Source organism: Streptomyces sp. NPDC044106 (assembly GCF_056433985.1).
The window spans coordinates 1-25,617 of the sequence record NZ_JBWKFZ010000036.1 but is presented as its reverse complement, the minus strand read 5'-3'; the positions used below and the strand labels follow the sequence as shown (position 1 = coordinate 25,617).

At 70.9% G+C, this 25,617-nt stretch carries 24 protein-coding genes and 1 pseudogene; 16 read left to right on the top strand and 9 right to left on the bottom strand.

Annotated features, from left to right (window positions below; all coding sequences use genetic code 11):
* From AC07DI_RS37100 to glgB, 3 genes are all read left to right on the top strand, one after another.
* Positions 1-294 (top strand): alpha-glucosidase C-terminal domain-containing protein (locus tag AC07DI_RS37100; protein WP_384248735.1); only part of this gene is annotated, 294 nt, incomplete at its 5' end.
* 140 nt (positions 295-434) lie between these two features.
* Positions 435-1,874 (top strand): maltokinase N-terminal cap-like domain-containing protein, encoded by a 1,440-nt coding sequence (locus AC07DI_RS37095; RefSeq protein WP_478909328.1) that lies wholly within the window; start codon positions 435-437, stop codon positions 1,872-1,874.
* A 26-nt stretch (positions 1,875-1,900) separates the two neighbouring features.
* On the top strand, positions 1,901-4,354 hold the full coding sequence (glgB, locus tag AC07DI_RS37090; protein WP_478909326.1) for a 1,4-alpha-glucan branching enzyme: 2,454 nt from the start codon (positions 1,901-1,903) through the stop codon (positions 4,352-4,354).
* Here the strand turns inward: glgB and AC07DI_RS37085 are convergent.
* The 3 genes from AC07DI_RS37085 to AC07DI_RS37075 all read right to left on the bottom strand — a co-directional run bounded on the left by AC07DI_RS37085 (position 4,329) and on the right by AC07DI_RS37075 (position 7,520).
* On the bottom strand, positions 4,329-6,575 hold the full coding sequence (locus AC07DI_RS37085; protein ID WP_478909324.1) for a HelD family protein: 2,247 nt from the start codon (positions 6,573-6,575) through the stop codon (positions 4,329-4,331). The two genes, glgB and AC07DI_RS37085, sit on opposite strands and share 26 nt — an antisense overlap.
* A 180-nt stretch (positions 6,576-6,755) precedes the next feature.
* On the bottom strand, positions 6,756-7,088 hold the full coding sequence (gene trxA / locus AC07DI_RS37080; protein WP_384248745.1) for a thioredoxin: 333 nt from the start codon (positions 7,086-7,088) through the stop codon (positions 6,756-6,758).
* Positions 7,089-7,127: 39 nt separating this feature from the next.
* Positions 7,128-7,520 carry a MerR family transcriptional regulator gene (locus AC07DI_RS37075; protein WP_478909322.1) on the bottom strand — a complete coding sequence of 131 codons (393 nt, stop codon included), beginning with the start codon at positions 7,518-7,520 and terminating at the stop codon, positions 7,128-7,130.
* A gap of 171 nt (positions 7,521-7,691) precedes the next feature.
* Here AC07DI_RS37075 and AC07DI_RS37070 point away from each other — a divergent pair, with 171 nt between their 5' ends.
* The gene (locus AC07DI_RS37070; RefSeq protein ID WP_478909321.1) at positions 7,692-7,946 is read left to right on the top strand and encodes a hypothetical protein; all 255 of its coding nucleotides are present in this window, start codon (positions 7,692-7,694) and stop codon (positions 7,944-7,946) included.
* A gap of 48 nt (positions 7,947-7,994) precedes the next feature.
* Here the strand turns inward: AC07DI_RS37070 and AC07DI_RS37065 are convergent, their stop codons facing one another.
* Together AC07DI_RS37065 and AC07DI_RS37060 are read right to left on the bottom strand one after the other, a co-directional pair.
* Positions 7,995-8,621, bottom strand: a complete 627-nt coding sequence (locus AC07DI_RS37065; RefSeq protein ID WP_478909320.1) for a mycothiol-dependent nitroreductase Rv2466c family protein — start codon at positions 8,619-8,621, stop codon at positions 7,995-7,997.
* Between the two features lie 26 nt (positions 8,622-8,647).
* Complete coding sequence (locus AC07DI_RS37060) at positions 8,648-9,571, bottom strand: MerR family transcriptional regulator (protein WP_478909333.1); 924 nt, start codon at positions 9,569-9,571, stop codon at positions 8,648-8,650.
* A gap of 165 nt (positions 9,572-9,736) precedes the next feature.
* Between AC07DI_RS37060 and AC07DI_RS37055 the strand changes: the two genes are divergently transcribed.
* A complete protein-coding gene (locus AC07DI_RS37055) occupies positions 9,737-10,543 on the top strand; it encodes an alpha/beta fold hydrolase (RefSeq protein ID WP_478909318.1) in 807 nt (268 codons plus the stop codon).
* Here AC07DI_RS37055 and AC07DI_RS37050 read toward each other — a convergent pair.
* Positions 10,540-11,160: a dihydrofolate reductase family protein gene (locus AC07DI_RS37050; RefSeq protein WP_478909316.1), complete on the bottom strand. Its 621-nt coding sequence runs from the start codon at positions 11,158-11,160 to the stop codon at positions 10,540-10,542. The two genes, AC07DI_RS37055 and AC07DI_RS37050, sit on opposite strands and share 4 nt — an antisense overlap.
* Positions 11,161-11,351: 191 nt before the next feature.
* The gene (locus AC07DI_RS37045) at positions 11,352-13,052 is read right to left on the bottom strand and encodes an MFS transporter (RefSeq protein WP_478909331.1); all 1,701 of its coding nucleotides are present in this window, start codon (positions 13,050-13,052) and stop codon (positions 11,352-11,354) included.
* 186 nt (positions 13,053-13,238) lie between these two features.
* On the opposite strand from AC07DI_RS37045, the gene AC07DI_RS37040 reads away from it, so the two are divergent.
* On the top strand, positions 13,239-13,838 hold the full coding sequence (locus AC07DI_RS37040; RefSeq protein WP_478909314.1) for a TetR/AcrR family transcriptional regulator: 600 nt from the start codon (positions 13,239-13,241) through the stop codon (positions 13,836-13,838).
* 161 nt (positions 13,839-13,999) lie between these two features.
* Here AC07DI_RS37040 and AC07DI_RS37035 read toward each other — a convergent pair whose 3' ends face one another.
* Positions 14,000-15,418 carry a cation:dicarboxylate symporter family transporter gene (locus tag AC07DI_RS37035; protein WP_478909312.1) on the bottom strand — a complete coding sequence of 473 codons (1,419 nt, stop codon included), beginning with the start codon at positions 15,416-15,418 and terminating at the stop codon, positions 14,000-14,002.
* 241 nt (positions 15,419-15,659) lie between these two features.
* Here AC07DI_RS37035 and AC07DI_RS37030 point away from each other — a divergent pair, with 241 nt between their 5' ends.
* The 5 genes from AC07DI_RS37030 (at position 15,660) to AC07DI_RS37010 (ending at position 21,663) form a co-directional block, all read left to right on the top strand.
* The gene (locus AC07DI_RS37030) at positions 15,660-17,417 is read left to right on the top strand and encodes a sensor histidine kinase (RefSeq protein ID WP_478909310.1); all 1,758 of its coding nucleotides are present in this window, start codon (positions 15,660-15,662) and stop codon (positions 17,415-17,417) included.
* Complete coding sequence (locus tag AC07DI_RS37025) at positions 17,414-18,097, top strand: response regulator (RefSeq protein WP_478909309.1); 684 nt, start codon at positions 17,414-17,416, stop codon at positions 18,095-18,097. Before AC07DI_RS37030 ends, AC07DI_RS37025 begins: the two co-directional genes overlap by 4 nt.
* Before the next feature lie 220 nt (positions 18,098-18,317).
* Positions 18,318-19,685: an extracellular solute-binding protein gene (locus AC07DI_RS37020; protein ID WP_478909307.1), complete on the top strand. Its 1,368-nt coding sequence runs from the start codon at positions 18,318-18,320 to the stop codon at positions 19,683-19,685.
* A 182-nt stretch (positions 19,686-19,867) separates the two neighbouring features.
* Entirely contained in the window at positions 19,868-20,815 is a 948-nt protein-coding gene (locus tag AC07DI_RS37015; protein ID WP_478909305.1) for a carbohydrate ABC transporter permease, read from the top strand.
* Between the two features lie 2 nt (positions 20,816-20,817).
* Positions 20,818-21,663 carry a carbohydrate ABC transporter permease gene (locus tag AC07DI_RS37010; RefSeq protein ID WP_384248777.1) on the top strand — a complete coding sequence of 282 codons (846 nt, stop codon included), beginning with the start codon at positions 20,818-20,820 and terminating at the stop codon, positions 21,661-21,663.
* Between the two features lie 46 nt (positions 21,664-21,709).
* On the opposite strand, the gene AC07DI_RS37005 is transcribed toward AC07DI_RS37010, so the two are convergent.
* The gene (locus AC07DI_RS37005) at positions 21,710-22,120 is read right to left on the bottom strand and encodes an ATP-binding protein (protein WP_478909303.1); all 411 of its coding nucleotides are present in this window, start codon (positions 22,118-22,120) and stop codon (positions 21,710-21,712) included.
* A gap of 166 nt (positions 22,121-22,286) precedes the next feature.
* Here AC07DI_RS37005 and AC07DI_RS37000 point away from each other — a divergent pair, with 166 nt between their 5' ends.
* The 5 genes and pseudogenes from AC07DI_RS37000 to AC07DI_RS36980 all read left to right on the top strand — a co-directional run.
* Positions 22,287-23,162, top strand: coding sequence for a helix-turn-helix domain-containing protein (locus tag AC07DI_RS37000; RefSeq protein ID WP_478909301.1), 876 nt, complete (start codon positions 22,287-22,289; stop codon positions 23,160-23,162).
* 13 nt (positions 23,163-23,175) lie between these two features.
* Positions 23,176-23,379, top strand: coding sequence for a DUF397 domain-containing protein (locus tag AC07DI_RS36995; RefSeq protein ID WP_478909299.1), 204 nt, complete (start codon positions 23,176-23,178; stop codon positions 23,377-23,379).
* Positions 23,380-23,562: 183 nt separating this feature from the next.
* Positions 23,563-24,219, top strand: coding sequence for a hypothetical protein (locus AC07DI_RS36990; protein WP_384248787.1), 657 nt, complete (start codon positions 23,563-23,565; stop codon positions 24,217-24,219).
* Entirely contained in the window at positions 24,207-25,238 is a 1,032-nt protein-coding gene (locus tag AC07DI_RS36985; protein WP_478909297.1) for a hypothetical protein, read from the top strand. Before AC07DI_RS36990 ends, AC07DI_RS36985 begins: the two co-directional genes overlap by 13 nt.
* 179 nt (positions 25,239-25,417) lie before the next feature.
* A pseudogene (locus tag AC07DI_RS36980) lies at positions 25,418-25,617 on the top strand (putative T7SS-secreted protein); the annotation flags it as partial.

Below are 25,617 nucleotides of genomic sequence, written 5' to 3'. Positions count from 1 at the left end.
GAAATCCGCAAACAGAACCCCGCCTTCGGCCTCGGCTCCTACACCGAACTCCCCTCCTCCAACCCCGCCGTCATCGCCTTCCTCCGCGAATACAAAGACGACCTCGTCCTCTGCGTCCACAACTTCTCCCGCTTCGCCCAACCCACCGAACTCGACCTCCAGACCTTCGAGGGACGCCACCCCGTGGAGCTGATCGGCGGGGTGCGCTTTCCGGCCATCGGTGAGCTGCCCTACCTCCTGACGCTGGCGGGCCACGGGTTCTACTGGTTCCGGCTGCGCAAGGAACCGGCGTAGGCTCCGGCAGCGCGACGCCCTCGCGGGGCGGTTTCCACCGCCCCGCCCTGGGCACTCCTACGCACGACCGGCACCCCCTCCACGCACCACCGGCACTACCGCACCCTGCCTTGTCCGCGACGCGGAAAGGACGCGACGCCATGTCGGAAGCCGCCACCCGTCCCAGTGCGCACGCCACCGCGCTGCTCGCCTCGCTCGACCCGCTGCTGCGCGAATGGCTGCCCCGGCAACGGTGGTTCGCCGGGAAGGGCCGCCCGATCAGCGCCCTGGAAGCGGTGACGGCGACCGAACTCCTGCCGCGCAGCTCGCCGTCGGGCCTGCTCCACCTGCTCCTGCGGGTCCGCCAGCCGGTCGTGTCCGCGCAGGGTGCCGCACTCGACGGGCCCGGCGCCGAACGCGCCCCCGACTGCTACCAGTTGCTGCTCGGCGTGCGCCGCGTCCTGCCGCCGCACCTGGCCCCCGCACTGATCGGCCATGTCACCGAGGGCCCGCTCGCCGGCCACACGGTGTACGAGGCGCTGCACGATCCGCACCTCGCCGAGCTGCTCCTTGAGCGGCTGCGGATGCCGGGGCGGCACGGCGTGCTCCGCTTCGAGCGCGACATGGGCATCGAGATCCCCCTGGGACTCCGCCCCCGGCTGCCCGGCGTCGAGCAGTCCAACTCCTCACTCGTCTATGGAGATACGTTCATCCTCAAGCTGTTCCGCCGCGTCGTGCCCGGTCTCAACCCCGATCTGGAGCTCCCGCTGCAGCTGGCCCGCGCGGGCTGCGCACGGGTGCCCGCGCCCGCCGCCTGGTTCCTCGCCGACCTCGGCGACGGCACGAGCGGTGCGGGCGAGGCCGCCGGCCTCGGGGTGCTCCAGCCGTATCTGGCCGGGGCCGAGGACGGCTGGGAACTGGCGCTGCGGATGCGCGCCAAGGGCGAGTCCTTCACCGGCGAGGCGCGGGCCCTCGGTCGCGCCACGGCCGAGGTGCACGCGTCGCTCGCGTCCGCGCTGGTGACCGTCACCCTGGGCCGGGCGCAGGTCGAGGCGGCCGCCGACGCCATGGCGGACCGCCTCACCGCGGCGGCGCGGGCCGTCCCCGCCCTGCGGCCGTACGCCCCCGGGCTGCTCACCGCCTTCGAGGCACTGGCCGACCTGGGCGGCGAGGGCCAGTCGTGGACGGCCCAGCGCATCCACGGCGACCTGCACCTCGGGCAGTGCCTGCGCGCCCCGGACGGCGAGTGGTCGCTCATAGACTTCGAGGGCGAACCCGCGCGTCCGCTCTCCGAGCGCCGCCTGCCGCAGCCGCCGGCCCGCGACGTCGCGGGCATGCTGCGCTCCTTCGACTACGCGGCGTCCCACGGCACCCGGGAGCCCGGCTGGGCCGAGGAGTGCCGGGCCGCGTACTGCTCGGGGTACGCGGAGGTCTCGGGCCGCGACCCCCGTATGGATCCCGTACTGCTGCGCGCCCACGAGACCGACAAAGCGGTCTACGAAGTCCTCTACGAGGCCCGCCACCGCCCCGACTGGCTGCCGGTCCCGCTGGCCGCGGTGCGCCGCCTCGCGGAGGACGGCTCCGCCGACGAAGCCCACTGACCACCCCTCCTGAGGAGGCCTCCCCAGTGACCCCGCGCCCCCGCAAACCGTCCGACGAAACCGCCGCCCCGACCGGGAAGAGCCGGAAGGCGGCGAAGCCCGCGAAGAGCACGCGGAGCGCCAAGAGCGCGAAGGCCGCCAAGAGCGCGAAACCGGCGGCGCCGCAGACACCGGCGGAGAACTCCGGGGCGGCGGCCGGGGCGGAGACCGGCACCGGCGCCGCCGCCAGGGCCGTGACCGCGCCCGGCGCCATGCCGCCGCCCGTCACCGAGTCCCCCGTCGGCGCCGAGGACCGCGCCCGGCTCCTGAGCGGCACGCACCACGACCCGCACGGCGTCCTCGGCGCCCACCCCGTCCCCGGCGGCGTGGCCTTCCGGGCGCTGCGGCCCTACGCGAAGGCGGTCACCGTCGTCGCCGACGAGCTGCGCGCCGAGCTGCGCGACGACGGCGACGGGTTCTTCTCCGTGGTCGTGGCGCTGCGGGCCGCGCCCGACGACTACCGGCTGCACGTGACGTACGAGGAGACGGAGCTGGAGATCCACGACACGTACTCCTTCCTCCCCTCGCTCGGCGAGTTCGACCTGCACCTGATCGGTGAGGGGCGTCACGAGCAGCTGTGGGAGGCGCTCGGGGCCAGGCCGATGATCCACCAGGGGGCGACCGGCACCCGGTTCACGGTGTGGGCGCCCAACGCCCGGGGCGTGCGGGTGATCGGCGGCTTCAACTTCTGGGACGGCACCGGCTTCCCGATGCGCTCGCTCGGCGGCAGCGGGGTCTGGGAGCTGTTCGTGCCGTCCGTCGGCGAGGGCGAGCTGTACAAGTTCGAGATCACCCGGCCCGACGGCTCCACGACCCTGCGCGCCGACCCGCTCGCGCGCCGCACCGAGATACCGCCCGCCAACTCCTCGGTCGTACACGAGTCGCACCACGAGTGGCACGACCAGGAGTGGCTCGCGCGCCGCGCGGAGCGGCCGGCCCATGAGGCGCCCTTCTCGGTGTACGAGGTGCATCTCGCTTCCTGGCGACCGGGCCTGACGTACCGTCAGCTCGCCGAGCAGCTCCCCGCGTACGTCGCCGACCTGGGCTTCACCCACGTCGAGCTGATGCCCGTCGCCGAGCACCCCTTCGGCGGCTCCTGGGGCTACCAGGTCACCGGCTTCTACGCGCCGACCGCCCGCCTCGGCACCCCCGACGACTTCAAGTTCCTCGTCGACGCCCTGCACCGGGAGGGCATCGGCGTCCTGATGGACTGGGTGCCCGCGCACTTCCCGCGCGACGACTGGGCGCTCGCCGAGTTCGACGGGCGGTCCCTGTACGAGCACGAGGACCCGGCCCGCTCCGCGCACCCGGACTGGGGAACCCTCGAATTCGACTACGGCCGCAAGGAGGTCCGCAACTTCCTCGTCGCCAACGCGACGTACTGGTGCGAGGAGTTCCACATCGACGGCCTGCGCGTCGACGCCGTCGCCTCGATGCTCTACCTCGACTACTCCCGCGAACACGGCCAGTGGACCCCGAACGCGCACGGCGGCCGCGAGAACCTCGACGCCGTCGCCTTCCTCCAGGAGATGAACGCCACCGTCTACCGGCGCGTGCCCGGCGTCGTCACCATCGCCGAGGAGTCCACGGCCTGGGACGGCGTGACCCGGGCGACGCACCACCAGGGCCCCGGCGGCCCCAACAGTCCAGCACGCGGCGGCCTCGGCTTCGGCCTGAAGTGGAACATGGGCTGGATGCACGACTCCCTCGACTACGTCGCGAAGGAGCCGGTGCACCGCAAGCACCACCACAACGAGATGACGTTCTCGATGGTGTACGCGTACAGCGAGAACTACGTGCTGCCCATCTCGCACGACGAGGTCGTCCACGGCAAGCGCTCGCTGGTGTCGAAGATGCCGGGCGACTGGTGGCAGCAGCGCGCCAACCACCGCGCCTACCTGGCCTACATGTGGGCCCACCCCGGCAAGCAACTCCTCTTCATGGGGCAGGAGTTCGCGCAGGGCGCCGAGTGGGCGGAGGGGCACGGCCCGGACTGGTGGCTGCTCGACCCGGCGTACGGCGCGGAGGCCGACCACCGGGGCGTGCGCGACCTCGTCCGCGAGCTGAACACCGTCTACCGGCGTGAGGGCGCCCTGTGGCAGCGCGACACCGACCCCGGGGGCTTCGCCTGGGTCGAGGGCGACGCCGCCGAGGACAACGTCTTCGCCTTCCTGCGCTACCCGGCCGAGGACGCCGACGCCGCCCCGCTGCTCGCCGTCTCGCACTTCTCGCCGGTCGTCCGGCACGGCTACCGCCTGGGCGTGCCGGACGAGTTCGCCGCCTGGCAGGAGGTCCTGAACACGGACGAGGCCCGCTACGGCGGCGGCGACGTCACCAACCCCGATCCCCTCAAACCGGAGCCGGTGGCGTCCCACGGCCGTCCCGCTTCCCTGCGCCTGACCCTGCCGCCGCTGGCTACGGTGTGGCTGCGACCTGTTTGAGAGCGACCGGCAGCTCCTCGGCGTACAGCACGCCGAGGCGCTGCGTGGCCCGGGTCAGCGCCACGTACAGGTCGCTCGTGCCGTACCGGGCGGGCTCGACGACCAGGACCGTGTCGAACTCCAGGCCCTTCGCCTGACGCGGGTCGATCAGGACGACCGGCCGCGTCAGGTCCGGGGTCCGCCCGGCCGTCACTCCGGGCAGCTGTGCGGCGAGCTCCGCGTGGAGCTCGCGCGGGGCGATCACCGCGAGGCGGCCCTCGTCGCGGGCCTCGGCGGCCACCGCGCCGGCCACGGCGGCGGCGAGGTCGTCCGTGCGGCGCGCCCAGGGGCGTACACCCGTGGACCGCACCGAGCTCGGCGGCCGGAAGTCCGGGTTCTCCAGGCGTGGCACCTCGGCGGCGACGTCCATGATCTCCACGGGCGTGCGGTAGTTGACGCCGAGCCGGGTGTACTCCCAGCGGTCCTGGACGTACGGCGCGAGGATGCCCTCCCACGTGCCGCAGCCGCCCGCTTCGGCGGTCTGCGCGGGGTCGCCGACGAGCGTCATGGACCGGGTGGGGCAGCGCCGCATCAGCAGCCGCCACGCCATCGCGGAGAGCTCCTGCGCCTCGTCGACGATGATGTGCCCGAACGCCCAGGTGCGGTCGGCCGCCGCGCGCTCGGCGGCGCTGCGGTGGTCGCTCTCCTCCTGGCGCTCGGCCATCCGCTCCGCGTCGATGATGTTGTGCGCGAGCAGGACCTCGGCGTCGTCCTCGTCCTTGTCCTCGAACTCGTACGTCCGCGACGCGCGCGAGACGTCGAGCACGCCCTGCGCGTACGCGATCTCCCTGGCCCGCTCGGCCTCGGCCGCCGCCCGCTCGGCGCTGTCGTCGTGACCGAGCAGCTCGGCCGCCTCGTCGAGCAGCGGCACGTCGGCGGCGGTCCAGGGCGCGTCGTACGGACGGCGGACGGCGTCCGCGTCCCGCTCGGACAGGCCCGTCGGCTCCGCGAGGAAGTCGGCGACGAAGCGCTGGGGCGTGAGCGTGGGCCACAGCTCCTCGATGGCGGCGTGCACGTCGGGGCTGGCCGCGATGGCCTTGCCGAGCTGGGCGATGTCGTCGGGGCCGAGGAAGTTCGGGCCGCCGTACGGGTCGTGGCCGATGCGCTCGGCGAGCTGCTCGGTCAGCGCGTCGATGATCCGGAACGCGAAGTGCGGGCGGCCGAGGTTGTGCGGCACGTCGGCGGCGCGGGCCGCCTCGCGCGCCTCGTAGGCGATCGTCCAGTCCAGGATCAGATCGCCGTCGTCGTGCTCGATGATCCGCGGCTCGCCGGGCTCGGGGATCTGCTGGCGGTCGCGTACGGCGGCGGCGAGCACGTCCGCCATCTCCGCGCGGCCCTTCACCTCGGCCGCCTCGGGGCTGTCGACGGCGGTCGCGGTCACGCCGGGGAACAGCTCGCCGACCGTGGAGAGCAGTACGCCGGTCTCGCCGAGGGCGGGCAGCACCTCGCCGATGTAGCCGAGGAAGGCCGGGTTCGGGCCGACGATCAGGACGGCGCGCTTGGCGAGCAGCTCGCGGTGGGCGTAGAGGAGGAACGCGGCGCGGTGCAGCGCCACGACCGTCTTGCCCGTCCCCGGGCCGCCCTCGACGACGAGGACGCCGCGGTGCGGGGCGCGGATGATGCGGTCCTGCTCGGCCTGGATGGTCTGCACGATGTCGTGCATGCGGCCGGTGCGGGCCGAGTCGAGCGCGGCGAGCAGGACCTCGTCGGCGTCGGCGCCCTCGTGGCCGGTGCGGGTCGTGTCGCCGAGGTCCAGGATCTCGTCGTGCAGGGCGGTGACCTCGCGGGCCTTCGTGGTGATGTGCCGGCGCCTGCGCAGGCCCATCGGTGTATGACCCGTCGCGAGATAGAAGGGGCGCGCGACATCGGCACGCCAGTCGATCACGAGCGGGGTGCGTTCGGTGTCGGACGCGCGGATACCGATGCGTCCGATGTGGTGGTCACGGCCGCCACGGAATTCGAGTCTGCCGAAGCAGAGTCCGTTCTCTCCCCCGTCGAGCGCGGCGAGCAGCCCCGACTGCTCGGCCACCAGTACATCGCGCTCAAGGCGCGCCTGGAGACCCGTGCCCACCTGCGACAACGACGTCTGCACGGCGGTCTCGGCCTCCTCGCGCAGCGCGTCCAGGCGTGCGTACAGCCCGGAGACGAATTGCTGCTCTTCCCGCAATTCCTCGGTTGACAATTCAGCCCCTCGCCAGTTACAGTGCTCTTATTGAACTTCCCGCTGGAGCCACCCGGAACACAAATGGGCAGAGCTTCGCGAAAGAATCCAATATACCAAGGCAAATGCCCCGGACGTCAATTCGTCCGGGGCATTTCTCGTGGCGCGGGCCGCAGCGGGTCCTGCGGCGGCCCGCCCCGCTCAGAGCACGTCGGCCAGCTCGGCCAGGAGCTTCCGCTTGGCCCGCGCGCCCACCATCTGCTTCACCGGCTCCCCGCCCCGGAACACGATCATGGTCGGCGCCGAGAGCACCTTGTACGCGATCGCCGTCTCCGGACTGCGGTCCACGTCCAGCTGCACGATCTTCAGCCGCTCCGACTCCTCGCGCGCCAGCTCGCTCAGCACCGGCGCCAGCTGCCGGCACGGCCCGCACCAGTCCGCCGTGAACTCCACCAGCACGGGCCGGTCCGCCTCACCCAGCACCTCCCCCGCGAAGTCCGCGTCCGTCACCTCGGCCACTCCCGCTGCCTTCATGTGCCCACTCCCCTCATCCCGTGACGTCATCGCGTGACGTCATCCCGTCAGTTCGCACCGCGGCTCGGGGCCGCTCACGAACGCCGCCTCGGCGCGCGCGAGCTGCGCCCCGACCTGCTCGCGCACGGCAGTCAACTCGGCTATCAGCGCGTCGAGTTCACCGAGCTTGCGGCGGTACACGGCGAGCGACGCGGGGCAGGAGTCGCCCTCAGGACGGCCGGAGCGCAGACACTCCAGGAACGGCCTGGTCTCCTCCAGGTCGAACCCGAAGTCCTGGAGGACCCTGATCTGCTCCAGGAGCCGCACGTCGTTCTCGTCGTACGTGCGGTAGCCGTTGCCGGTCCGCCGCGCGGGGAGCAGCCCGCGCGACTCGTAGTAGCGCAGCGTCCGCGTGGTCGTCCCCGCGCGCGCCGCGAGCTCGCCGATTCGCATACCCAGACGGTAATCCTTGACGTGGGCGTCAAGGCCAGCGAGTGCGGCCGGGGGCCCGGCCGGGCCGCGTGCGGGAGCGATCGGGTGAACTGCGCGGCGGTGAGGCCTGCCGCGCGAAACGGTCGGGAAGGGCCTCAGTGCCATGACGTCCAGCTCCAGGAGCTTCCTTCCATGCGCGTACGACTTCTCGCCACCGCCCTGCTCTCCACTGTCGCCGCCGGAGTGATCTCGGCGGCCCCCGCCGTCGCCGCCCCGGCGGACGAGGACCCGAGCGTGGGTTCCGTGGCTCCGGCCTTCGTGAACGACGGTCACCTCCACCGCCCCAAGTACGTCATCACGCCCGTGGGCAGCGAGGACCTCCAGGGCCGGCTGCCCACCTGCTACCGCGACTTCTACGCCACCCCGAGCGCGAAGATCTGCAGCTGAGCGAGGCGCCACCGCCGGGCCACGGCTCGGGCCGCCCCGGCGCCCCGCTCAGCCGAAGTCCGGCTCCCCGTAGGCCCGCTTGAACTCGTGAAAGCTTCCCACCCCGGCCATCAGCACCACGCCGTCCCACAGCCGCCCGGCGGCCTCGCCCCTCGGCGCCGGGGAGACGACGGGGCCGAAGAGCGCGCCGGTGCCCTCCACGGAGAGCACCGGCGTGCCGACGTCGTCGCCCACCAGCGCGATGCCCGCCTCGTGCGATGCGCGCACCGCGGCGTCGTACTCCGTGGTCATCGCCACCGCTTCGAGCTCCGCGGGCAGCCCCGCGTCGGCGAGCGCGGCCCCCGTGCCCGCCCAGTCCCGCCGCCGGTGGATCCGCTCCCCGAGCGCGTCGAAGTACCGGCCCAGCGCCGCGTTCCCGTACCGCTCGCGGACCGCCGCGCAGATGCGCACGGGCGCTTTCATGTACTCCCCGCACAGCCCCTCCGGGTCCTCCGGATCGAGGGCGAGGCCTTCGTTGAGTACGGCGAGGCTCATGACCCGCCACCGCACGTCGATGCCCCGCACCTTCTCCACCTCCCGCAGCCAGCGCGAGGTGATCCAGGTGTACGGGCAGACGGGGTCGAACCAGAAGTCGACGCCCACGGCGCGCCGGTCGGGATCGGTGTCGGTGGTCACTCAAGCACCGTACGCCGCTGCGGAGTTCAGGCGGGTGTCCGCGCACCCAGGGCCGCGCGGAGCCAGTTGTCGGCGGCGCCGGGTGTCGGCTCCGGTGGGTGCGGCGGTGGGGTCAGGACCTCGGCGGTGAGCTGCCAGTAGCGGTCGATGCGGTCTTCGGCGGCGAGCATGCGGTGCAGGTCGCGGCGGAAGTCCGGGGTGTCGCGGCGGTTCAGTGCGGCGGCGTGGACGGCGACGAAGCAGTCGAGGGCCTCGCCGGGTCGCGGGGCCCGGCCGGATCGCAGCTCCGGCGCCACCAGCTCGTACGCCTCGGGGAGGCCCTCGTAGAGCACGGCGGGGCGGTACCCCTTTCCCGGCGCGTGCGCTTCCGGCCGGCCGTAGTCGGTGCCCGCGCGGGGGCCCGAGACGAAGCAGGGGTCCGTGACGAACTCCTGCAACCGTGCAAAGGCGAGCACCTGGGCCGGGACGGGGGCGTCCGGCGGGACCGGCACCGCCTGGTCGACGACGGCCGCGACAAGCCGGGCCGGAAGGCGCGCCGGCAGCCAGCACCGCCAGAACCGGGCGAGCGCGGCCGTGCCGGGAGGCGTGGACACCGCGCCGATCAGGCGCAGCCGCTCGGCGCGCTCCTCGGCGGAGCAACCGGTGAGGAGTTGCAGGGCCGCCTCGCGCCAGCGCAGGGCGGTCAGCCGCGAACCGACCTCCTTCAGCTGTCCCTCGACGATGTCCTCCAGCTGGTCCTCCTCGTCGAGGACGCGGCTCACGTCGGGGACCGGCAGGTCGAGGGTGCGCAGGGAGCGGATGAGGCGGAGCCTGCCGAGCGCCTCGGGGCCGTAGCGCCGGTGGCCGCCGCCGCTGCGGGCGGCTTCGGGCAGCAGGCCTCGGTCGGAGTAGAAGCGCACGGTCTTGACGGAGACGCCCGCGCGCTCGGCGAGCTGTCCGATGCTCCACAGGCCGAGCCGCCCGGTGCTCCACGGGCCGTCGGGCGGCGTACTTTCGGGCCGCAATCCGTCGCGCGACACGGCTTGAACCTCCCTCAGGGGGAGTTCCTACGGTACCGGCGGACGCGGGCGGCCCCTCGGCCGGACCCCGCGGATCGCAGCGTACGAGGAGGACTCATGACAACGTTCGTGCTGGTGTCGGGCGGGTACACGGGCGGCTGGCTCTGGCGGGACGTGGCCGCGGGGCTACGGTCGGGCGGGGCCGAAGTGCACGCGGTGACGCTCACGGGGCTCGGCGACCGCCGCCACCTGGCGGGTCCCGGGGTCGATCTCGACACCCACATCGAGGACCTCACCCAGCTGATCGACCACATCGACGCGCCCGAGGTGGTGCTCGTCGGCTACTGCTACGGCAGCTACCCGTCCGTGGGCGCCGCCGACCTGCGCCCGGACCGGATCTCCCGGCTCGTGTACCTGGACTCGCCCATGCCGCAGGACGGCTACTCCATGATCGACCAGGTGCGCGAGCAGATGCCGGACGGACCGGCCCGCGAGCGGACCCTGCGCCAGCAGGAGCGGGCCGAGGACGGCTGGCGGATCCCGGCGCCCACCCCGGCGGAGTGGCGGGCCCACGGGAACCTCGCGGGCGTTCCCGAGGAGGCGCTCGACCGGCTTGCGCGCCTCGCCTCGCCGGCCCCGGCAGGACCGTACGCCCAGCAGCTGCGGATCTCGCGGGCGGTCGCCGCACTGCCGACCACCGGCATCTTCTGCACCACCGGCGGGACGATGGACATCGCCGGGCTCGAAGCCCTGGTGGCGTCGGGTCTGCCGCTGGTCCAGCAGCTGGCCGACCCGCGCGCCACCTTCTTCGAACTGGCGACGGGGCACTGGCCGATGCTCTCCACGCCCGGCGAACTGACCGACGTACTGCTGCGAGCGGCGGCGGGCGAGGGACACCGGCTGAACACCGGAGTCACGGCTTAGGCCTCCACGTCCCCGGCGGACCGCGCGGCGGCCTTGTCGTAGGTGAGGAAGACGGTGCCGCTGTCGAGGAGGACGGCGTCCGTGCGCTCGTACAGGACCGGGTCGAAGGCGGTCTTGTGCGAGAACAGGGGCGTGCCCGAACCGAGCGTGAGCGGGCCCAGCTTGACCACGAGCCGGTCGATCTCGCCGCGCAGCGCCCCGGCCAGCTCCCCGCCGCCGCACAGCCAGATGTCCTTGCCGTCCTCGCGCTTCAGCTCCCGCACCTTCTCGACGGGGTCGGTGGCGACCAGTTCGATGCCGGGGTCGGGGCTCTCGGTGAGGGTGCGGCTGAAGAGGAGGTGCCGCAGGTGGGGGTAGCAGTTGGTGAATCCGGCGGCGAAGCCGTTCAGGTAGGTGCGGCGCCCTTCGAGGACCGTGTCGAAGTGGGTCCCCTCCGCGGTGATGCCGAGGGCTTCCCTGGCCGGGGCGGGGAGGGTCTCGGGGTACGTCTCGGCGAGGTGCTGGACGTAGTCCTGCGCGACGGGCCAGAAGCCGTCGGGGCCCGTGGGGTCGGAGCCGTCGGCCGCCGCGATGAATCCGTCGAGGCTGACGGCGATGAAGTAGACGAGCTTTCGCATAGGGGCTCCTGGCTTCTTGGAAGCGGTGGCAGTGGTCGCACTCATTGACCGCTTGTCGATGCACTCCGATTGAAGTGGTCTGAACGTAGTACTTCACTTGGAGTGGTGTCAATGGCTTCGAGCACAACGCAGCCGGGCCGCCCCGGAAAGGGGGCGGCCCGGCTGACGGGTGATCACACGCAGGGTGCGGCTCAGCTCTGCAGCTGCGACTCCCGGTCCGTCGAGCGATCGCCCGAGGAGCCCGCGCCATCGGCCGACGCGGACGCTTCCGCCTGCTCGTCCCGGCCCTTGCGCGGCAGCAGTACCGCCACGAGCACCGTGCCGACCCCGAGGATCCCCGCGCCGATCAGGCTCGTGTGCGCCACGGCGTCCGAGAACGCGGAACCGACCGCGTCCGCCATCTTGCCCGCGCCCTGGGCGAGTTGGTCGGCCTGGCCCTTGAGCTGCGCCGCCTGCTGCTGCGAGCTCGCGTGGGCCGCCTTCTCGGCCACCGCCTGCGCCTTCTCGCCGATGCCCTGCGCCACCGCGTAACCGGCGCCGACCGAGTCCTGCGCCGTGTCGAGCGTGCCGGCCGGCAGCTTCGCGCCGGAGGCCTCGGCCGCGTCCGCCAGCTTCGAGGAGTACGAACTGGCGAGCACCGAGCCGAGGATGGCGATGCCGAGCGAGCCGCCCAGCTCCAGGGACGTGTCGTTGACCGCGCCGCCGACGCCCAGTTCGGACTCGGGGAACGCGCCCATGATGGCGTCGGTGCAGGGCGAGAGCGCGAGGCCGATCGCCAGGCCGAGGACGATCAGCGGCGCCACGAAGTCCCCGTACGAGGACCCGGCGTCCACCTGCGTGAGCAGCGCGAGCGCCACCGTGCCCGCGACCATGCCCGCCGACACCGTGATCTTCATGCCGACGCGCGGGGTCAGGTAGCCGGTCAGCGCCGAGCCGACGAAGACCGCGCCCGCGAGCGGCAGCATGCGCACGCCCGTCTCCAGCGGGTTGTAGCCGAGCACGAACTGCAAGTGCTGCGTCAGGTAGTAGAACGCGCCGAAGACCGCGAGGAAGAAGAGCGCCACCGCCAGGTTCGAGCCCGCGAAGCGGCGGTCGAGGAAGCGGCGGACGTTCAGGATCGGGTGCGGGTGACGCAGCTCCCAGGCGACGAAGGCCAGCAGGCCGACGCCCGCGACGACCGCCGCCGAGATGGCCTTGGCGTCCCAGCCGAAGTGCGGGCCCTGGATGATCATGTAGATCAGCGAGCCGGTCCAGACGACGGAGAGCAGCCCGCCGACGTAGTCGATGCGGTTACTGTGCCCCGCCTTGGACGGCGGGATGAGCACGAGGGCGCCGACGAGCGCGACGACGACGACCGGCACGTTGATCAGGAAGGTCGAGGCCCAGCCGTGGTTCTGCAGGAGTGCGCCCGCGACCAGCGGTCCGGCCGCGATGGCGAGGCCCGCGGTGGCGGTCCACAGCACGATGGCCTTGGCCCGCTCCGCCCGCGGGAACGTCGCGGCGAGCAGCGACAGCGTGGCCGGCATGATCATCGCCGCGCCGAGGCCCATCACCGCGCGGGCCGCGATGACCGCGCCGGAGCTGTCGACGAGCGAGCCCGCGACCGAGCCCGCGCCGAACACGACGAGGCCGAGGACGAGCGCGCCACGCCGGCTGTACTTGTCGCCGATCGCGCCGAGCAGCAGCATCAGCGCGGCGTACGGGACGGTGTAGCCGTCGATGACCCACTGCAGGTCGGAGCTGGAGAGCCCGAGGTCCTTGGTCATGTCGGGGGCGGCGACGGTCAGCGCCGTGTTGGCCATGACGATGATCAGCAGACTCAGGCACAGCACGCCGAGCGCCCACCAGCGGCGCGCGTACGGCTGCTTCATCTCGTCGACCGGTTGTTTCATGAGGAGAGCCACCGAAGCCTCACCCTTCCCTGCTCCCTGTACGTTTCTGCTTGCCCGGTGACCTTGCACAGCACTGTGCAATTACACACGACTGTGCAACGTACGCCATTGCACACCAACGTGCAAAACGGGGCAGAGAACGCTCCTCGGCGAACCCCCCGGACCCCTCCCGTCAGCGCGTGCACAATGGAGCCCATGAGCCGAGCCGACGCCAACCGCCGCCGCATCCTGGAGGTGGCACTCGCCGAGCTGCTGCGCGATCCGGACGCCTCCATGGACCAGATCGCGCGCGCCGCGGGCGTCGTCCGCAGGACGGTCTACGGGCACTTCCCGAGCCGGGAGGCGCTGATCGGCGCGCTCATCGACGGCGCGGTCGAGGCGGTCGCCGCGGCCCACGCGTCCGGGCGTGCGCGGTCGGACGACCCGGCCGAGTCGCTCGCCCACTCGATGGTCGCCGTCTGGGAGATCGCCGACGGCTACCGCCTGCTCGTCGCGCTCGCCCAGCGCAGCGTCGCGATGGAGGGCATCAGGCAGCGCCTCGCCCCCGTCCGCGCGGAGTGCGTGAACGTACTGCGGCACGGCCTCGCCCAGGGTTCGTTCTTCTCCCCGCTGCCGCCCGCCGCCCTCGCGTACGTCCACGAACAGCAGCTCTTCGGCCTGATGGAGGCCGTCAACGACGGACTGCTGGACCCGAAGGACGCCGGCCTGGCCGCCGCGTCGACGGCGCTCCTGTCGGCGGGGGTTCCGGCGGAACGGGCACGGGAGATCATCGCGGCTTTGCCGTAGGGGTGGGCCGGGCCGGGTCACTCGCTGGTCGGAGCGGAAGCGGGCGTGAACCGGGGGCTCCGGCTGTCCGGACCGTAGCGAGGGGGGCGGGGTGCCAATGGCGCCCCGCCCCCCTCGCGAGTGCGGATACGGATACGGATACGGAGATGGCTACGGTACGGCTACACCTTCACCGGCTCCTGGCCCTCGTCACGCCGCTCCGGCACGGTGTCCGCGTCACTCGCATCCGCGCCGCCCGCCCCCGAGGGCCCCGCGACCTCGTGACCGTCGTCCACCAACGTACGCTCGTCGAACGGCAGTTGACCGGCAAGGACCGCCGTGACGCGCTCCTTGTCGACCTCCTTGGTCCAGGTGCCGATCAGCAGCGTGGCGACCGCGTTGCCCGCGAAGTTGGTGAGGGCGCGCGCCTCGCTCATGAAGCGGTCGACGCCGATGATCAGGCCGACCCCGTCGACCAGCGCGGGCTTGTGCGACTGCAGGCCGCTCGCGAGGACCGCGATGCCCGAACCGGAGACGCCCGCGGCGCCCTTCGACGCGATCATCATGAAGAGCAGCAGCGAGATCTGCTCGCCGACGCCGAGCGGCTGGTGCATGGCGTCGGCGATGAAGAGCGAGGACATCGTCAGGTAGATCATCGTGCCGTCGAGGTTGAAGGAGTAGCCGGTCGGGACCGTGATGCCGACGACCGGGCGGCTGACTCCCAGGTGCTCCATCTTCGCGATGAGCCGCGGCAGCGCGGACTCGGAGGACGAGGTGGAGAGGATGAGCAGGAACTCGCGGCCCAGGTACTTGAGCAGCTTGAAGAGGTTGACCCCGGTCACGACCCGGACCAGCGTGCCGAGCACCACCACGATGAACAGCGCGCAGGTGACGTAGAACCCGATCATGATCGTGGCGAGCGCCTTGAGCGCGTCGACGCCGGTCTCGCCGATGACGGCCGCCATCGCGCCGAACGCGCCGACCGGGGCCGCCCACATGATCATGCCGAGGATCCGGAAGACCAGCTTCTGGATGTGCCCGATGCCGCGCAGGACCGGTTCGCCGGAGCTGCCCATGGCCTGCAGCGCGAAGCCCACGAGCAGCGCGACGAGCAGCGTCTGGAGGACCTCGCCCTGGGTGAAGGCGGAGACGAAGGTCTTGGGAATGATGCCGATCACGAAGTCGACGAGGCCCTTGTCCGCCTGGTCGGCCGCCTCGTGGCCCGCGCCCTTCTCGGACTCGGTGATGTCCATGCCCGAGCCCGGGTGCAGGATGTTGCCGACGACGAGGCCGATGGCGAGCGCGACGACGGACATCGCCATGAAGTAGCCGAGCGCGAGCCCGCCGACCTTGCCGACCTTGGCGGCCTTGCGCACCGAGCCGACGCCGAGCACGATCGTGCAGAAGATGATCGGCGAGATCATCATCTTGATCAGATCGACGAAGCCGGAGCCGACCGGCTTCAGGTCCTTGGCGAAGTCCGGCCAGATGAAGCCGACGGCGATGCCGAGCAGCACGGCGCCGATCACGGCGAGGTAGAGGTAGTGCGTGCGGTCCCGCTTGGCTGCGGGCTGCGCTTGTGGGTCGGCCGTGGTGGTCACGGGGCCCTCCTTGAACGACGACGTCGGCGTTGTGGTGCGTGCCTGCGGTGCGTGCGGCTCACGTCCTGGGCGATCCCGGTGACTATCTCTCGCGCTGTGAGGGCGGTCACCCTTGCGTTCATTTAGTTCGCGCTTACACGATCACCGGCGATCGCTGGTGATCTCTGGCGGTCGCTGGTGATCACTGGCGATGGCCCCGCTCGGGCACTCGACCATGTGTACGAAGAGGCAAACTGTCAGCATGTCCCGCACCCGCCCCGCGCGCCGCCCCCGCAGGCTGCCCCGCAGCCTGGCCGGCCAGCTCTTCGCGATGCAGATCGTGCTGGTCACGGTGGTCGTCGCCGGATGCGCCCTCTTCACGTACCTGAGCGACAAGCACCAGGCGGAGGAGGCCGCGCGCCGCCAGGCGACCGCGGCGGCGCGCGCGGTCGCCGACTCCCCCTCGGTACGGGAGGCCGTCCTCGGCAGCGACCCGACGAAGGAGCTCCAGCCGTACGCGTCCCGGGTGCAGCGGGACACCGGCGTCGACTTCGTCACCATCATGGATCCGGACGGCATCCGCTGGACGCATCCGCACGAGCGGCGCATCGGCGAACGCTTCCTCGGCCACCGGGCGGCCGCGCTGCGCGGCGAGACCTTCACGGAGACGTACACGGGCACGCTGGGCCCTTCGGTGCGGGTGGTCACCCCGGTCCTGGCGGGGCCGGGGGAAGGGCGGGGCCGCGTCGTCGGTCTGGTCAGCGCCGGCATCACCATCGAGGAGATCACCGCGAAGGCCCGCGGCCGGCTCGTCGCGCTGCTCGGCGTCGCGGCGGCGGCGCTCGTCCTGGGCGGCATCGGGACGTACGTCATCAACGCGCGCCTGCGCCGCAGCACCCACGGCATGAACGCCGCCGAGCTGAGCCGCATGCACGACTACCACGAGGCGACGCTGCACGCGGTACGCGAGGGGCTGCTGATGCTGGACGGACAGCGGCGGATCGCCCTCATCAACGACGGCGGCCGCGAACTGCTCGGCGTCCCCGACGGCCCCGTCATCGGCCGCAACGTCGCCGAACTCGGCCTTCCCGCCCCGCTGACCGGCGCGCTGCTCGCCACGGAGCCGCGGGTCGACGAACTGCATCTGACCGCCGACCGCGTGGTGGTGCTCAACACGTCCCCCGTGACGGGCGGCGAGCGCCGCGGCACGGTGGTCACCCTGCGCGACCACACCGAACTCCAGGCGCTGGCAGGCGAACTGGACTCCGAACGCGGCTTCACGCGGGCCCTGCGCTCGCAGGCCCACGAGGCGGCGAACCGCCTGCACACGGTGGTATCCCTCATCGAACTCGGCCGCGCGGACGAGGCCGTCGACTTCGCCACCGCCGAACTGGAGCTGGCCCAGGCGCTCACCGACCAGGTGGTGGCCGCCGTCAACGAACCCGTCCTCGCGGCGCTGCTGCTCGGCAAGGCGGCGCAGGCCAACGAGCACGGCGTCGAGCTGGTCGTCTCGGCCGACAGCAGCATCGACGACGGCATGCTCCCGGAGGCGCTCTCCGCCCGCGACCTGGTGACGGTCCTCGGCAACCTCATCGACAACGCGGTCGACGCGGCGCAGGGCTCACCGGTGGCCCGCGTCACCGTGACGGCCCGGGCCGACGAGGCGGGCCTCCTCCTCCGCGTCTCGGACACGGGTCCGGGCGTCGACCCCGGCCGCCGCCACTCCGTCTTCGAACGCGGCTGGTCGACGAAGTCCCCGACGGGCCGCGGCCTCGGCCTCGCCCTGGTCCGCCAAACAGTCACCCGCAACACCGGCACTCTGACGGTCCGGGAGTCCCCGGAGGGCGGCGCGGAATTCGAGGTGACGCTGCCGACGAGGACTTGCACGGCTGCGCGGGTCGCCGACGAGGACGAGGTCGGCCCACCCCCCGTGCCGGGTACCGACACCCGCGCCCCTGGCCGAAGGCCGCACACCGGCCCGCCGAAGGACGAGAGAGCCGACCAGGGAGACGCCCAGTGATCCGCGTACTCGTAGTCGAAGACGACCCCGTCGCGGCCGACGCCCACCTCCTCTACGTGAACCGCGTCCCCGGCTTCGAGGCCATCCCCCGCCCCGCCCACTCCGCCGCCGAGGCCCGCCGCGTCCTCGACCGCACCCCGGTCGACCTGATCCTCCTGGACCTGCACCTCCCCGACGGCCACGGCCTCCAGCTGGCCCGCTCCCTGCGCGCCGCCGGACACCCCACGGACGTGATCGCGGTGACGTCGGCCCGCGACCTGGCCGTGGTCCGCGAGGGCGTCTCCCTCGGCGTCGTCCAGTACGTCCTGAAGCCCTTCACCTTCGCCACCCTCCGCGACCGCCTCACCCGCTACGCGGAGTTCCGTTCCGCCGCCGCGGAGGGCGAGGCCTCCGGCCAGGACGAGGTCGACCGCGCGCTCGCCACCCTGCGCGCGCCCGGCCCCGCCGACCTGCCGAAGGGCCTCAGCGGCCCCACCCTGGAACGCGTCGTGCGCACCCTGCGCGCCGCCCCCGAAGGACTCACCGCCACCACGGCGGCCCAGTCGGCGGGCCTGTCCCGCATCACCGCCCGCCGCTACCTGGAACACCTGGTCGACACCGCCCGCGCCGCCCGCAGCCCCCAGTACGGCCACGTCGGCCGCCCCGAACTGGTCTACCGCTGGCTCGCCGCGAGCGAATGAGCCCGCTTCCCCGCCCTGGACGCCTCACCGACGTACGCCACACCGCCACACCCGATAACAACGTTGTCACGTTGATGACAAGCATCAATTCAGAGCCCCCGCAGGGGCATTGACCTTGCTCCGAACACGCCCGTACGTTCACCGGGCAACCCGCGTTGCGCCCCGCTGCACCCCGTCGCACCCCACGTGGCGACCCCGCCGCGTCGGCCAGTAGGAGGTCGTGCCCGTGCGCCCCACCACCACCCCCCTGTTCCTCGCCGCCTCCGCCCTGCTCGCCGCCGGCACCCTCACCGCGTGCGGCGGCGGCTCCGGCGACGACCCCGACACCGTGAAGGTCTCCTTCAAGCAGTCCACGGACAACCAGATCAAGGTCATGGACACCTATCTGGGCGACATCAAGAAGCAGTTCGAGAAGGAGAACCCCGGCAAGAAGGTCAAGCTGGTGCCGATCAAGGCGCCGGACTCCGAGTACTACACCAAGTTGCAGCAGATGATGCGCTCCCCGAAGACCGCGCCCGACCTGGTCTACGAGGACACGTTCCTCATCAACTCGGACATCACCAGCGGCTACCTGAAACCCCTCGATCCCTACCTGAACAAGTGGAAGGACTGGGACCAGTTCATCGGCACGGCGAAGACGGCGGCGAAGGCGGCCGACGGCAAGACGTACGGCGTACCGGACGGTACGGACACCCGCGGCCTCTGGTTCGACAAAGCCGTCTTCAAGAAGGCGGGCCTGCCCGCCGACTGGCAGCCGAAGACCTGGGACGAGGTCCTCGACGCGGCCCGCACGGTCAAGAAGAAGGTTCCGGACGTCACCCCGCTCAACGTCTACACCGGCAAGCCGGCCGGTGAGGCGGCGGCGATGCAGGGCTTCGAGATGCTCGCGTACGGCACGGGCGAGGATCCGCTCTACGACCCGAAGTCGAAGAAGTGGATCACGGGCAGCAAGGGCTTCAAGGACTCCCTGAAGTTCGTGGAGACCGTCTACAAAGAGAAGCTCGGCCCCGACGTCTCGGACGCCCTCGACCCCAACTTCGCCACCCGCGTACGCGGTGAACTTCTTCCCGAGGGCAAGCTGGCGATCAACCTCGACGGCTCGTGGCTGCCGCAGGACTGGGGCAAGGGCGCGGGTCACGAGTGGCCCCAGTGGTCGAAGAGGCTGGGCCTCGCCGCCATGCCGACGCAGACCGGCCGGGCACCCGGCAAGGTGAGCATGTCCGGCGGCTGGACCTGGTCGATCCCGGCCAAGGCGGACAACCCCGACCTGGCCTTCAAGTTCATCGAAACGATGCAGACGACGGCCAACGCCAAGAAGTGGTACATCGCCAACTCGGGCATCGCGGTCCGCAAGGACGTGGCGGCCGACCCCTCGTACGTACAGGCGCAGCCCGGCATCAAGTTCTTCACGGACCTGGTCTCCACCACGCACTACCGGCCCGCCTACCCCGCGTACCCCAAGGTCTCCACGGCGATCCAGGAGGCGATGGAGACGGTGACGACGGGTGACGGCTCGGTGGAGGAAGCGGCGAAGAACTACGACGAGGAGGTCGACTCGGCGACGGACGGCGAGGTGGTCGGCAGGTAGCGGCGCGCGGGCCGCTACCTGCGGCATTGTCTGTGCCACTGCCTGCGCCATTGTCTGTGCCGCTGCCTATCGCAGTCACAGTCACAGCCGCAGTCACACCCGCAGTCGCAATCGCAGCCGCAGCCGCAGCCGCAGCCGCAGTCACCGCACCGTCGTCGCGACGAGAGAGATGAGTGCCCTACGTGACTTCCGCATCCTCCGCGGGCCCCGGCGGCGTCGCCAAGACGTCGCCGGGCCGCCCGGCCCCCGCACCACCCGGCCCACGGACCCGCGCCCGGCGCGGCCTGCTCCGGGCGCTGCCCGTCTCCCCCGCCGTCATCCTGCTCGCCCTCTTCCTCGCGGGCCCGATCGGCTACTGCGCGTACATCGCCTTCACCGACCTCCAGCTCACCGGCCAGGCCGAGTCGAGCTTCGTGGGTTTCGACAACTTCCGTGAGGCGTTCGGCGACGAGCGCTTCATCAACGCGGTCTGGCTCACCCTCGTCTTCACGGTCCTCTCCTCCCTCATCGGCCAGAACACCCTGGGCCTGGCGCTCGCCACCCTCATGCAGCGTGCCTCCAAGCCGGTCCGCACGCTCACGGGCGCCATCGTCGTCACGGCATGGGTCCTGCCGGAGGTCGTGGCGGGATTCCTCCTCTACGCCTTCTTCCGCCGCGAGGGCACCCTGAACGCGGTGCTCGACTTCCTCCATCTGCCGTCCCAGAACTGGATGTTCACCCTGCCGATCCTGGCGGTGTCGTTCGCCAACGTCTGGCGCGGCACGGCCTTCTCGATGCTGGTCTACTCGGCCGCCCTGAACGAGATCCCCAAGGAGATCACCGAGGCCGCGCAGGTCGACGGCGCGAGCGGCTGGCGCCGCATGTGGCACATCACGCTGCCGATGATCCGCCGTTCGATCGGCACGAACCTCATGCTCAACACCCTGCAGACGCTCTCCGTCTTCGGGCTGATCTGGGTGATGACGCGCGGCGGCCCGGGCAACCGCAGCCAGACCCTCCCCCTGTTCATGTACGAACAGGCCTTCCAGAAAAGCATGATCGGCTACGGGACGGCGGTGGCCCTGCTCCTCCTCCTGGTCGGCTCGCTCTTCTCCCTCGTCTACATGCGCCTGCTGCGTACGGAGGTCTGAAAGTGAAGCCGAAGCGGACCGGACTCTCCCGCCGCACGACCCACCGCCTGGCGGCCGACGCGGGACTCCTGATCGTGGCGACGGCGTTCGTGCTCCCCCTCGCCTGGGTGGTCCTCTCCTCCTTCGACCCGAAGGCGGACCTGCGCGTGCGGCTCCCCGACGGCCTCACCCTGGACAACTACGACCAGGTCCTGACTCCCGAGATCACCTTCACCCCGCTCCTCAACAGCCTGCTGCTCTGCGGCGGCGGCACGCTGCTCACGGTGGTCTGCGCGGCGCTGGCGGCCTACCCGCTCTCCCGCTACAAGTCGCGCCTGAACCGCCCCTTCATGCTGACGATCCTCTTCGCGACGAGCCTGCCGATCACGGCGATCATGGTGCCGGTGTACGCGCTCTTCGTACAGGTCGACCTGATCGACACGATGCAGGGCACGATCTTCTTCTTCGCCGCGTCCCAACTCCCCTTCGCCATCTGGCTGATGAAGAACTTCATGGACGGCGTCCCGAAGGAGCTGGAGGAGGCGGCGTGGACGGACGGCGCGTCGTCCTTCCAGTCCCTCATCCGCATCGTCCTTCCCCTGATGGGCCCCGGGGTGGCGGTGGTGACGGTCTTCTCCTTCGTCATGATGTGGGGCAACTTCTTCGTCCCCTTCATGCTCCTGCTCACCCCGGAACAGATGCCGGCGTCGGTCAGCATCAACGACTTCTTCGGCAACAAGGGGACGGTGGTGTACGGCCAGCTGGCCGCGTTCTCGATCCTCTACTCGACGCCGGTGATCCTGTTGTACGTCCTGGTCTCCCGGAAGCTGGGCGGGGGCTTCGCGCTGGGCGGGGCGGTGAAGGGGTGAGGCCGGTACTGATGACCGGTGACGGCCCTCTGCGTACGGGCCGTGATCAGGCGACAGTCACCTCGTCGAGTTCCGCCCATACGGCCTTGCCGATCCCGTGCCGTCGTGGGCAGCATCCCCACCGCGTGGCCAGCGCGACGACGAGCGCGAGGCCGCGCCCCCGCTCGTCCTCCGGACCGGCCGACCTGGGAGCGGGCCGGCCCGACCCGGCATCGGCCACCTCCATCCGCACCCGCCCTTCGTAGCGGGCGAGCCGCAGACCGATATGCCGGTCGGCCGGGACGTAGGCGTGCTGAATGGAGTTGGTGACCAGCTCCGACACCAACAGCTCGGCTGCGTCCGTCACTTCACCGTCGACCTTCCATGCGGCGAACTGCTCGCGCAGGAGGACGCGGGCACGGTGCGCACTGCGTGGCGTGCGGGGGAGTTGCCAGGTGACTTCGTCGACTTCAGGCATAGGAGTTCCCTTGCGTCGAGTAACGATGAGTGAGTGACCCATCGCTACAAGTAGCTTCCTCTGCTCGTGAAGCAACTTGCAAGTGAAACAACTAACTTCACTCGTTGGGGAGTTCACGCTGGGTACGCTGCGCACTGAAAGGCAACACTGCGCCTCAGGGAGCGATATGCCAGCGGGAGAACTTAGGCCGACGATCCGCAAGCGCGTCCTGGGCACCAACCTCCGGCGCCTGCGCGAAGAGCGAGGGTTGCTCCTCGACGCCGCCGCCGAGCAACTGAGCTGCCACGCGGCGAAAGTCAGCCGGATCGAGTCCGGCCGGAGCGGCATCAGACAGTTGGACCTAAAGGCGCTGCTGGACTTGTACGGCGTCCAGGACCCCGGAGAGCGCTCTGCCTGGCTCGCCATGGCCCGCGAAAGCAGGCGTCGACGTTGGTGGCGTGTGCTGGAGGACAAACTTCCGCAGGACTTCCTGGACTTGGTTGGCCTTGAGGACGAAGTCTCCGACTGCAGGGGCTTCCAGCCAGCCATCGTGCCGGGCCTGTTCCAAACCGAGGCCTACGCGACCGCCGTGATCCAAGGAGGAGCACCCGGCCCCCTCGATCCCGACCAGCAGACCAGAGTTCGCGTACGCATGGAACGCCAGAAGGCTCTCACCCGCAAGGACGCGGACCCTCTGAAGGTCTGGATGATCCTGGGCGAAGCCGCATTGCGCCAAGAGGTCGGCGGCCCGAGGGTGTTGCGCGAGCAGTTGCTGCACCTGGTCCAAGTGGCCCAGCTTCCGCATGTCACGCTGCAGGTACTACCCTTCACGGCGGGCGCCTACCAAGGCGGACCGTACCCCTTCCTGATCTACGGCTTCCCCCCTCCGGCCGGGCTTGAGGTGGTTCTGCTGGAGAACTCCGCAAGCCACGCCTACTTGGAGACGAGGGAGGACACGGCCCGGTTCGGTGACGCCTTCGACCACCTCCGCGCCACAGCCCTCAGCGCCCTGGAATCCGAGTCCCGGATCATCGAGATCGCAGACGGGCTGACCGACCCGTAAGGAAGCGCAGCACATGCCGTCGCAGCGGACTGACTGGTTCAAGAGCAGTTACAGCGGCCAGAACGGCGAATGCCTGGAGGCCCTCCACACCCCCCGCGGACTCACCCTCCGCGACTCCACCCGCCCCGAAGGCACCCGCATCTCGTTCGCCACGGAGACCTGGACCACGTTCCTGGCCTCCGTCACCTCCATACGTACCGAGTCCCCGGCGCCGTAACGGCCCGAAACGCGGCGATGAGTCCGGGGCCTGGAAATCGGGGCGGGCACAGAACTGTGACATGAGTTCGCAGGCATACGTCCCCCACACCCCATTCGTCACCCGCCAACCACCTGGTATCGGCCACCGGCTCGGGCTAGCGTGCTGATCTCGCGCCCTCTCCCCACCCGCCAGGAGCCGACAGTGAACCGCCCCTTTCGCCTCGCGACAGCCGCGCTCATCGCGTCCGCAGCCCTGCTTCTGACGTCCTGCGGCAGCGACGACGACACGTCCAAGGACGACGACAAGATCGCCGGGGCGGAGCAGGGTGGCGAGAAGTCGCCGTCGCCGAGTGGGCCCGCGAAGTCCGCGGCCGACCGGCCGAAGATCGAGCTGCCGTCGGACCTGACGTACGAGTTCGAGTGGTCGAAAACGGGCGACAAGAGCAAGGACGCGGTACTGGCCGACACCGAGCAGTACCTGAAGGCGGTCGACCTGGCGATCGCCGAGCAGAAGCCCCTGCACAAGGCCTACCGGTTCTACTCCGAGGGTGAAGCGGCGGCCGGCAGCCAGAAGTTCGTCCAGGAGTACGTCGACTACAAGGACCGGATCACCGGCACCAAGCGCTACTTCCACGCTCGGGTGGACGTCACGGGCGACAAGACCGCGGGGATCGTCTACTGCGAGGACCAGAGCAAGGCGCACAACAAGAGTCTGAAGACGGGGAAGACCGCGAAGGCGTCGGCGCCGTCGAAGGACGACTTCGTGCTCTACAGCAGCCGACTGCACAGGAACGACAAGGGCGTCTGGATCACCGAGACGACCACATCAGACCGGGGGAACGCCACATGCCAGCCATGAGAAGGAAACCGTTCATAGCCGCCGGGGCCCTGGCGATGGCCGCGACCCTGCTCCTCTCCGCGCCCGTGTCCGCGCGGACCGGCCACGGGGGGACCACCAACGGCGACGCCCAGGGCCCGACCGAGGACGGCGGCGACGGCTCGCTGACGGCCACCGCGGGCGGCATCAGCTACGACGAATCCAAGAACGGCTCGGGCCCCAGGACCGGCGCCATCGCCCCGACGGGCGACTACAGCCCGCCGCCCTGCTGGTACGGGCCCGCCTACACCCCCGCGCAGTTCAAGAAGGAGCGCGAGGCGGTCTGGGCGGTGGACTCCACGGGCGCCCAGTGGGACCTGGAGCAGCGCAAGCGCTACGTCGATGGCGAGCCGTACAAGAACTTCAACCTCGACAAGGCCGGCAAGGGCTACTGGTGGACGTCGTTCCCCAACAAGTCGTACCCGCCGGGCTGGGACAAGTGCAACAAGGAGACCTTCTGGGTCGACGAGAACGAGCCGCCGCCGGCCGGTATCCCCACCATCGACGCGGAGCTCCTGGCGAAGCTGGCGTACGCCAGGATCCGCGTCCCCGGCACGAAGGTGTCCCTGGCCCCCAAGGGCGAGACGAAGGTCAACCTGCCGACGTGGGCGTGGCTGGACGGCGCGGAGTTCAAGCCGGTCTCGGTCACGGCCAGGGTCAAGGTCCTGAACGTCGAGGCGACGACGACCGCCGAACCGGTCTCCCTGAAGATCGACCCAGGCACCCCGGACGCCGAAACGTACCCCACGAACGGCGTCTGCGACCTGACCGGCGACAGGATCGGCACGCCGTACGCGAAGGGCAAGGCCAAGGAGACCCCACCCTGCGGAGTGAAGTACTTGCGCTCCTCGGGCAACGGCTCGTTCCCCTTGAAGGCGACGGTCACCTGGAAGATCCACTGGACAGGAACCGGCGTGAACGGTGAACGACGCCTCCCCGACGGGGAGTTCGGCGCGGACCAGGACATGGTGGTCCAGGAAATCCAGTCGATCAACCGCTAGATCACCGTCGCGGTCGGACTCGTCGGCTTCCGAGGCCCGCTCGCTCTTCGGGGCAGTACGGGCCTGCGTTGAAGGAGGCACCAGAGGCGTATGCGATCCCCTTCACCCACGAAACATCATTCGATAGCTTCGCTCATGCGTACGTCTACTGGCGGTGCAGGTGGGGTGGAGGAAGTCGCATGGGGGGCCATCGGCCGTCGGACTGGCATGTCCTGGATCTGGAGAAGGATCCGACGCCGGGTGATCCGCACCGGGTGCGTTCGCTGGCGAAGAACCTGCACGACTTCTCCGATGATGTCGGGCGGGTGTTGCGGGACATCAAGGGGATGGCGGGCGACGAGGCCATCCTGAAGTGGGTGGGCAAGACGGCGGACGCGTT

Bases quoted from the DNA above. Each gene is read 5' to 3' on its own strand.
- AC07DI_RS37050 (WP_478909316.1), bottom strand. From the start codon at position 11,160: ATGCGAAAGCTCGTCTACTTCATCGCCGTCAGCCTCGACGGATTCATC.
- AC07DI_RS37000 (WP_478909301.1), top strand. From the start codon at position 22,287: ATGCCAGCGGGAGAACTTAGGCCGACGATCCGCAAGCGCGTCCTGGGC.
- AC07DI_RS37055 (WP_478909318.1), top strand. From the start codon at position 9,737: ATGACAACGTTCGTGCTGGTGTCGGGCGGGTACACGGGCGGCTGGCTC.
- AC07DI_RS37045 (WP_478909331.1), bottom strand. From the start codon at position 13,052: ATGAAACAACCGGTCGACGAGATGAAGCAGCCGTACGCGCGCCGCTGG.
- AC07DI_RS37040 (WP_478909314.1), top strand. From the start codon at position 13,239: ATGGAGCCCATGAGCCGAGCCGACGCCAACCGCCGCCGCATCCTGGAG.
- AC07DI_RS36985 (WP_478909297.1), top strand. From the start codon at position 24,207: ATGCCAGCCATGAGAAGGAAACCGTTCATAGCCGCCGGGGCCCTGGCG.
- AC07DI_RS37070 (WP_478909321.1), top strand. From the start codon at position 7,692: ATGCGCGTACGACTTCTCGCCACCGCCCTGCTCTCCACTGTCGCCGCC.
- AC07DI_RS37095 (WP_478909328.1), top strand. From the start codon at position 435: ATGTCGGAAGCCGCCACCCGTCCCAGTGCGCACGCCACCGCGCTGCTC.
- trxA (WP_384248745.1), bottom strand. From the start codon at position 7,088: ATGAAGGCAGCGGGAGTGGCCGAGGTGACGGACGCGGACTTCGCGGGG.
- AC07DI_RS37005 (WP_478909303.1), bottom strand. From the start codon at position 22,120: ATGCCTGAAGTCGACGAAGTCACCTGGCAACTCCCCCGCACGCCACGC.
- AC07DI_RS37075 (WP_478909322.1), bottom strand. From the start codon at position 7,520: ATGCGAATCGGCGAGCTCGCGGCGCGCGCGGGGACGACCACGCGGACG.
- AC07DI_RS36995 (WP_478909299.1), top strand. From the start codon at position 23,176: ATGCCGTCGCAGCGGACTGACTGGTTCAAGAGCAGTTACAGCGGCCAG.
- AC07DI_RS37030 (WP_478909310.1), top strand. From the start codon at position 15,660: ATGTCCCGCACCCGCCCCGCGCGCCGCCCCCGCAGGCTGCCCCGCAGC.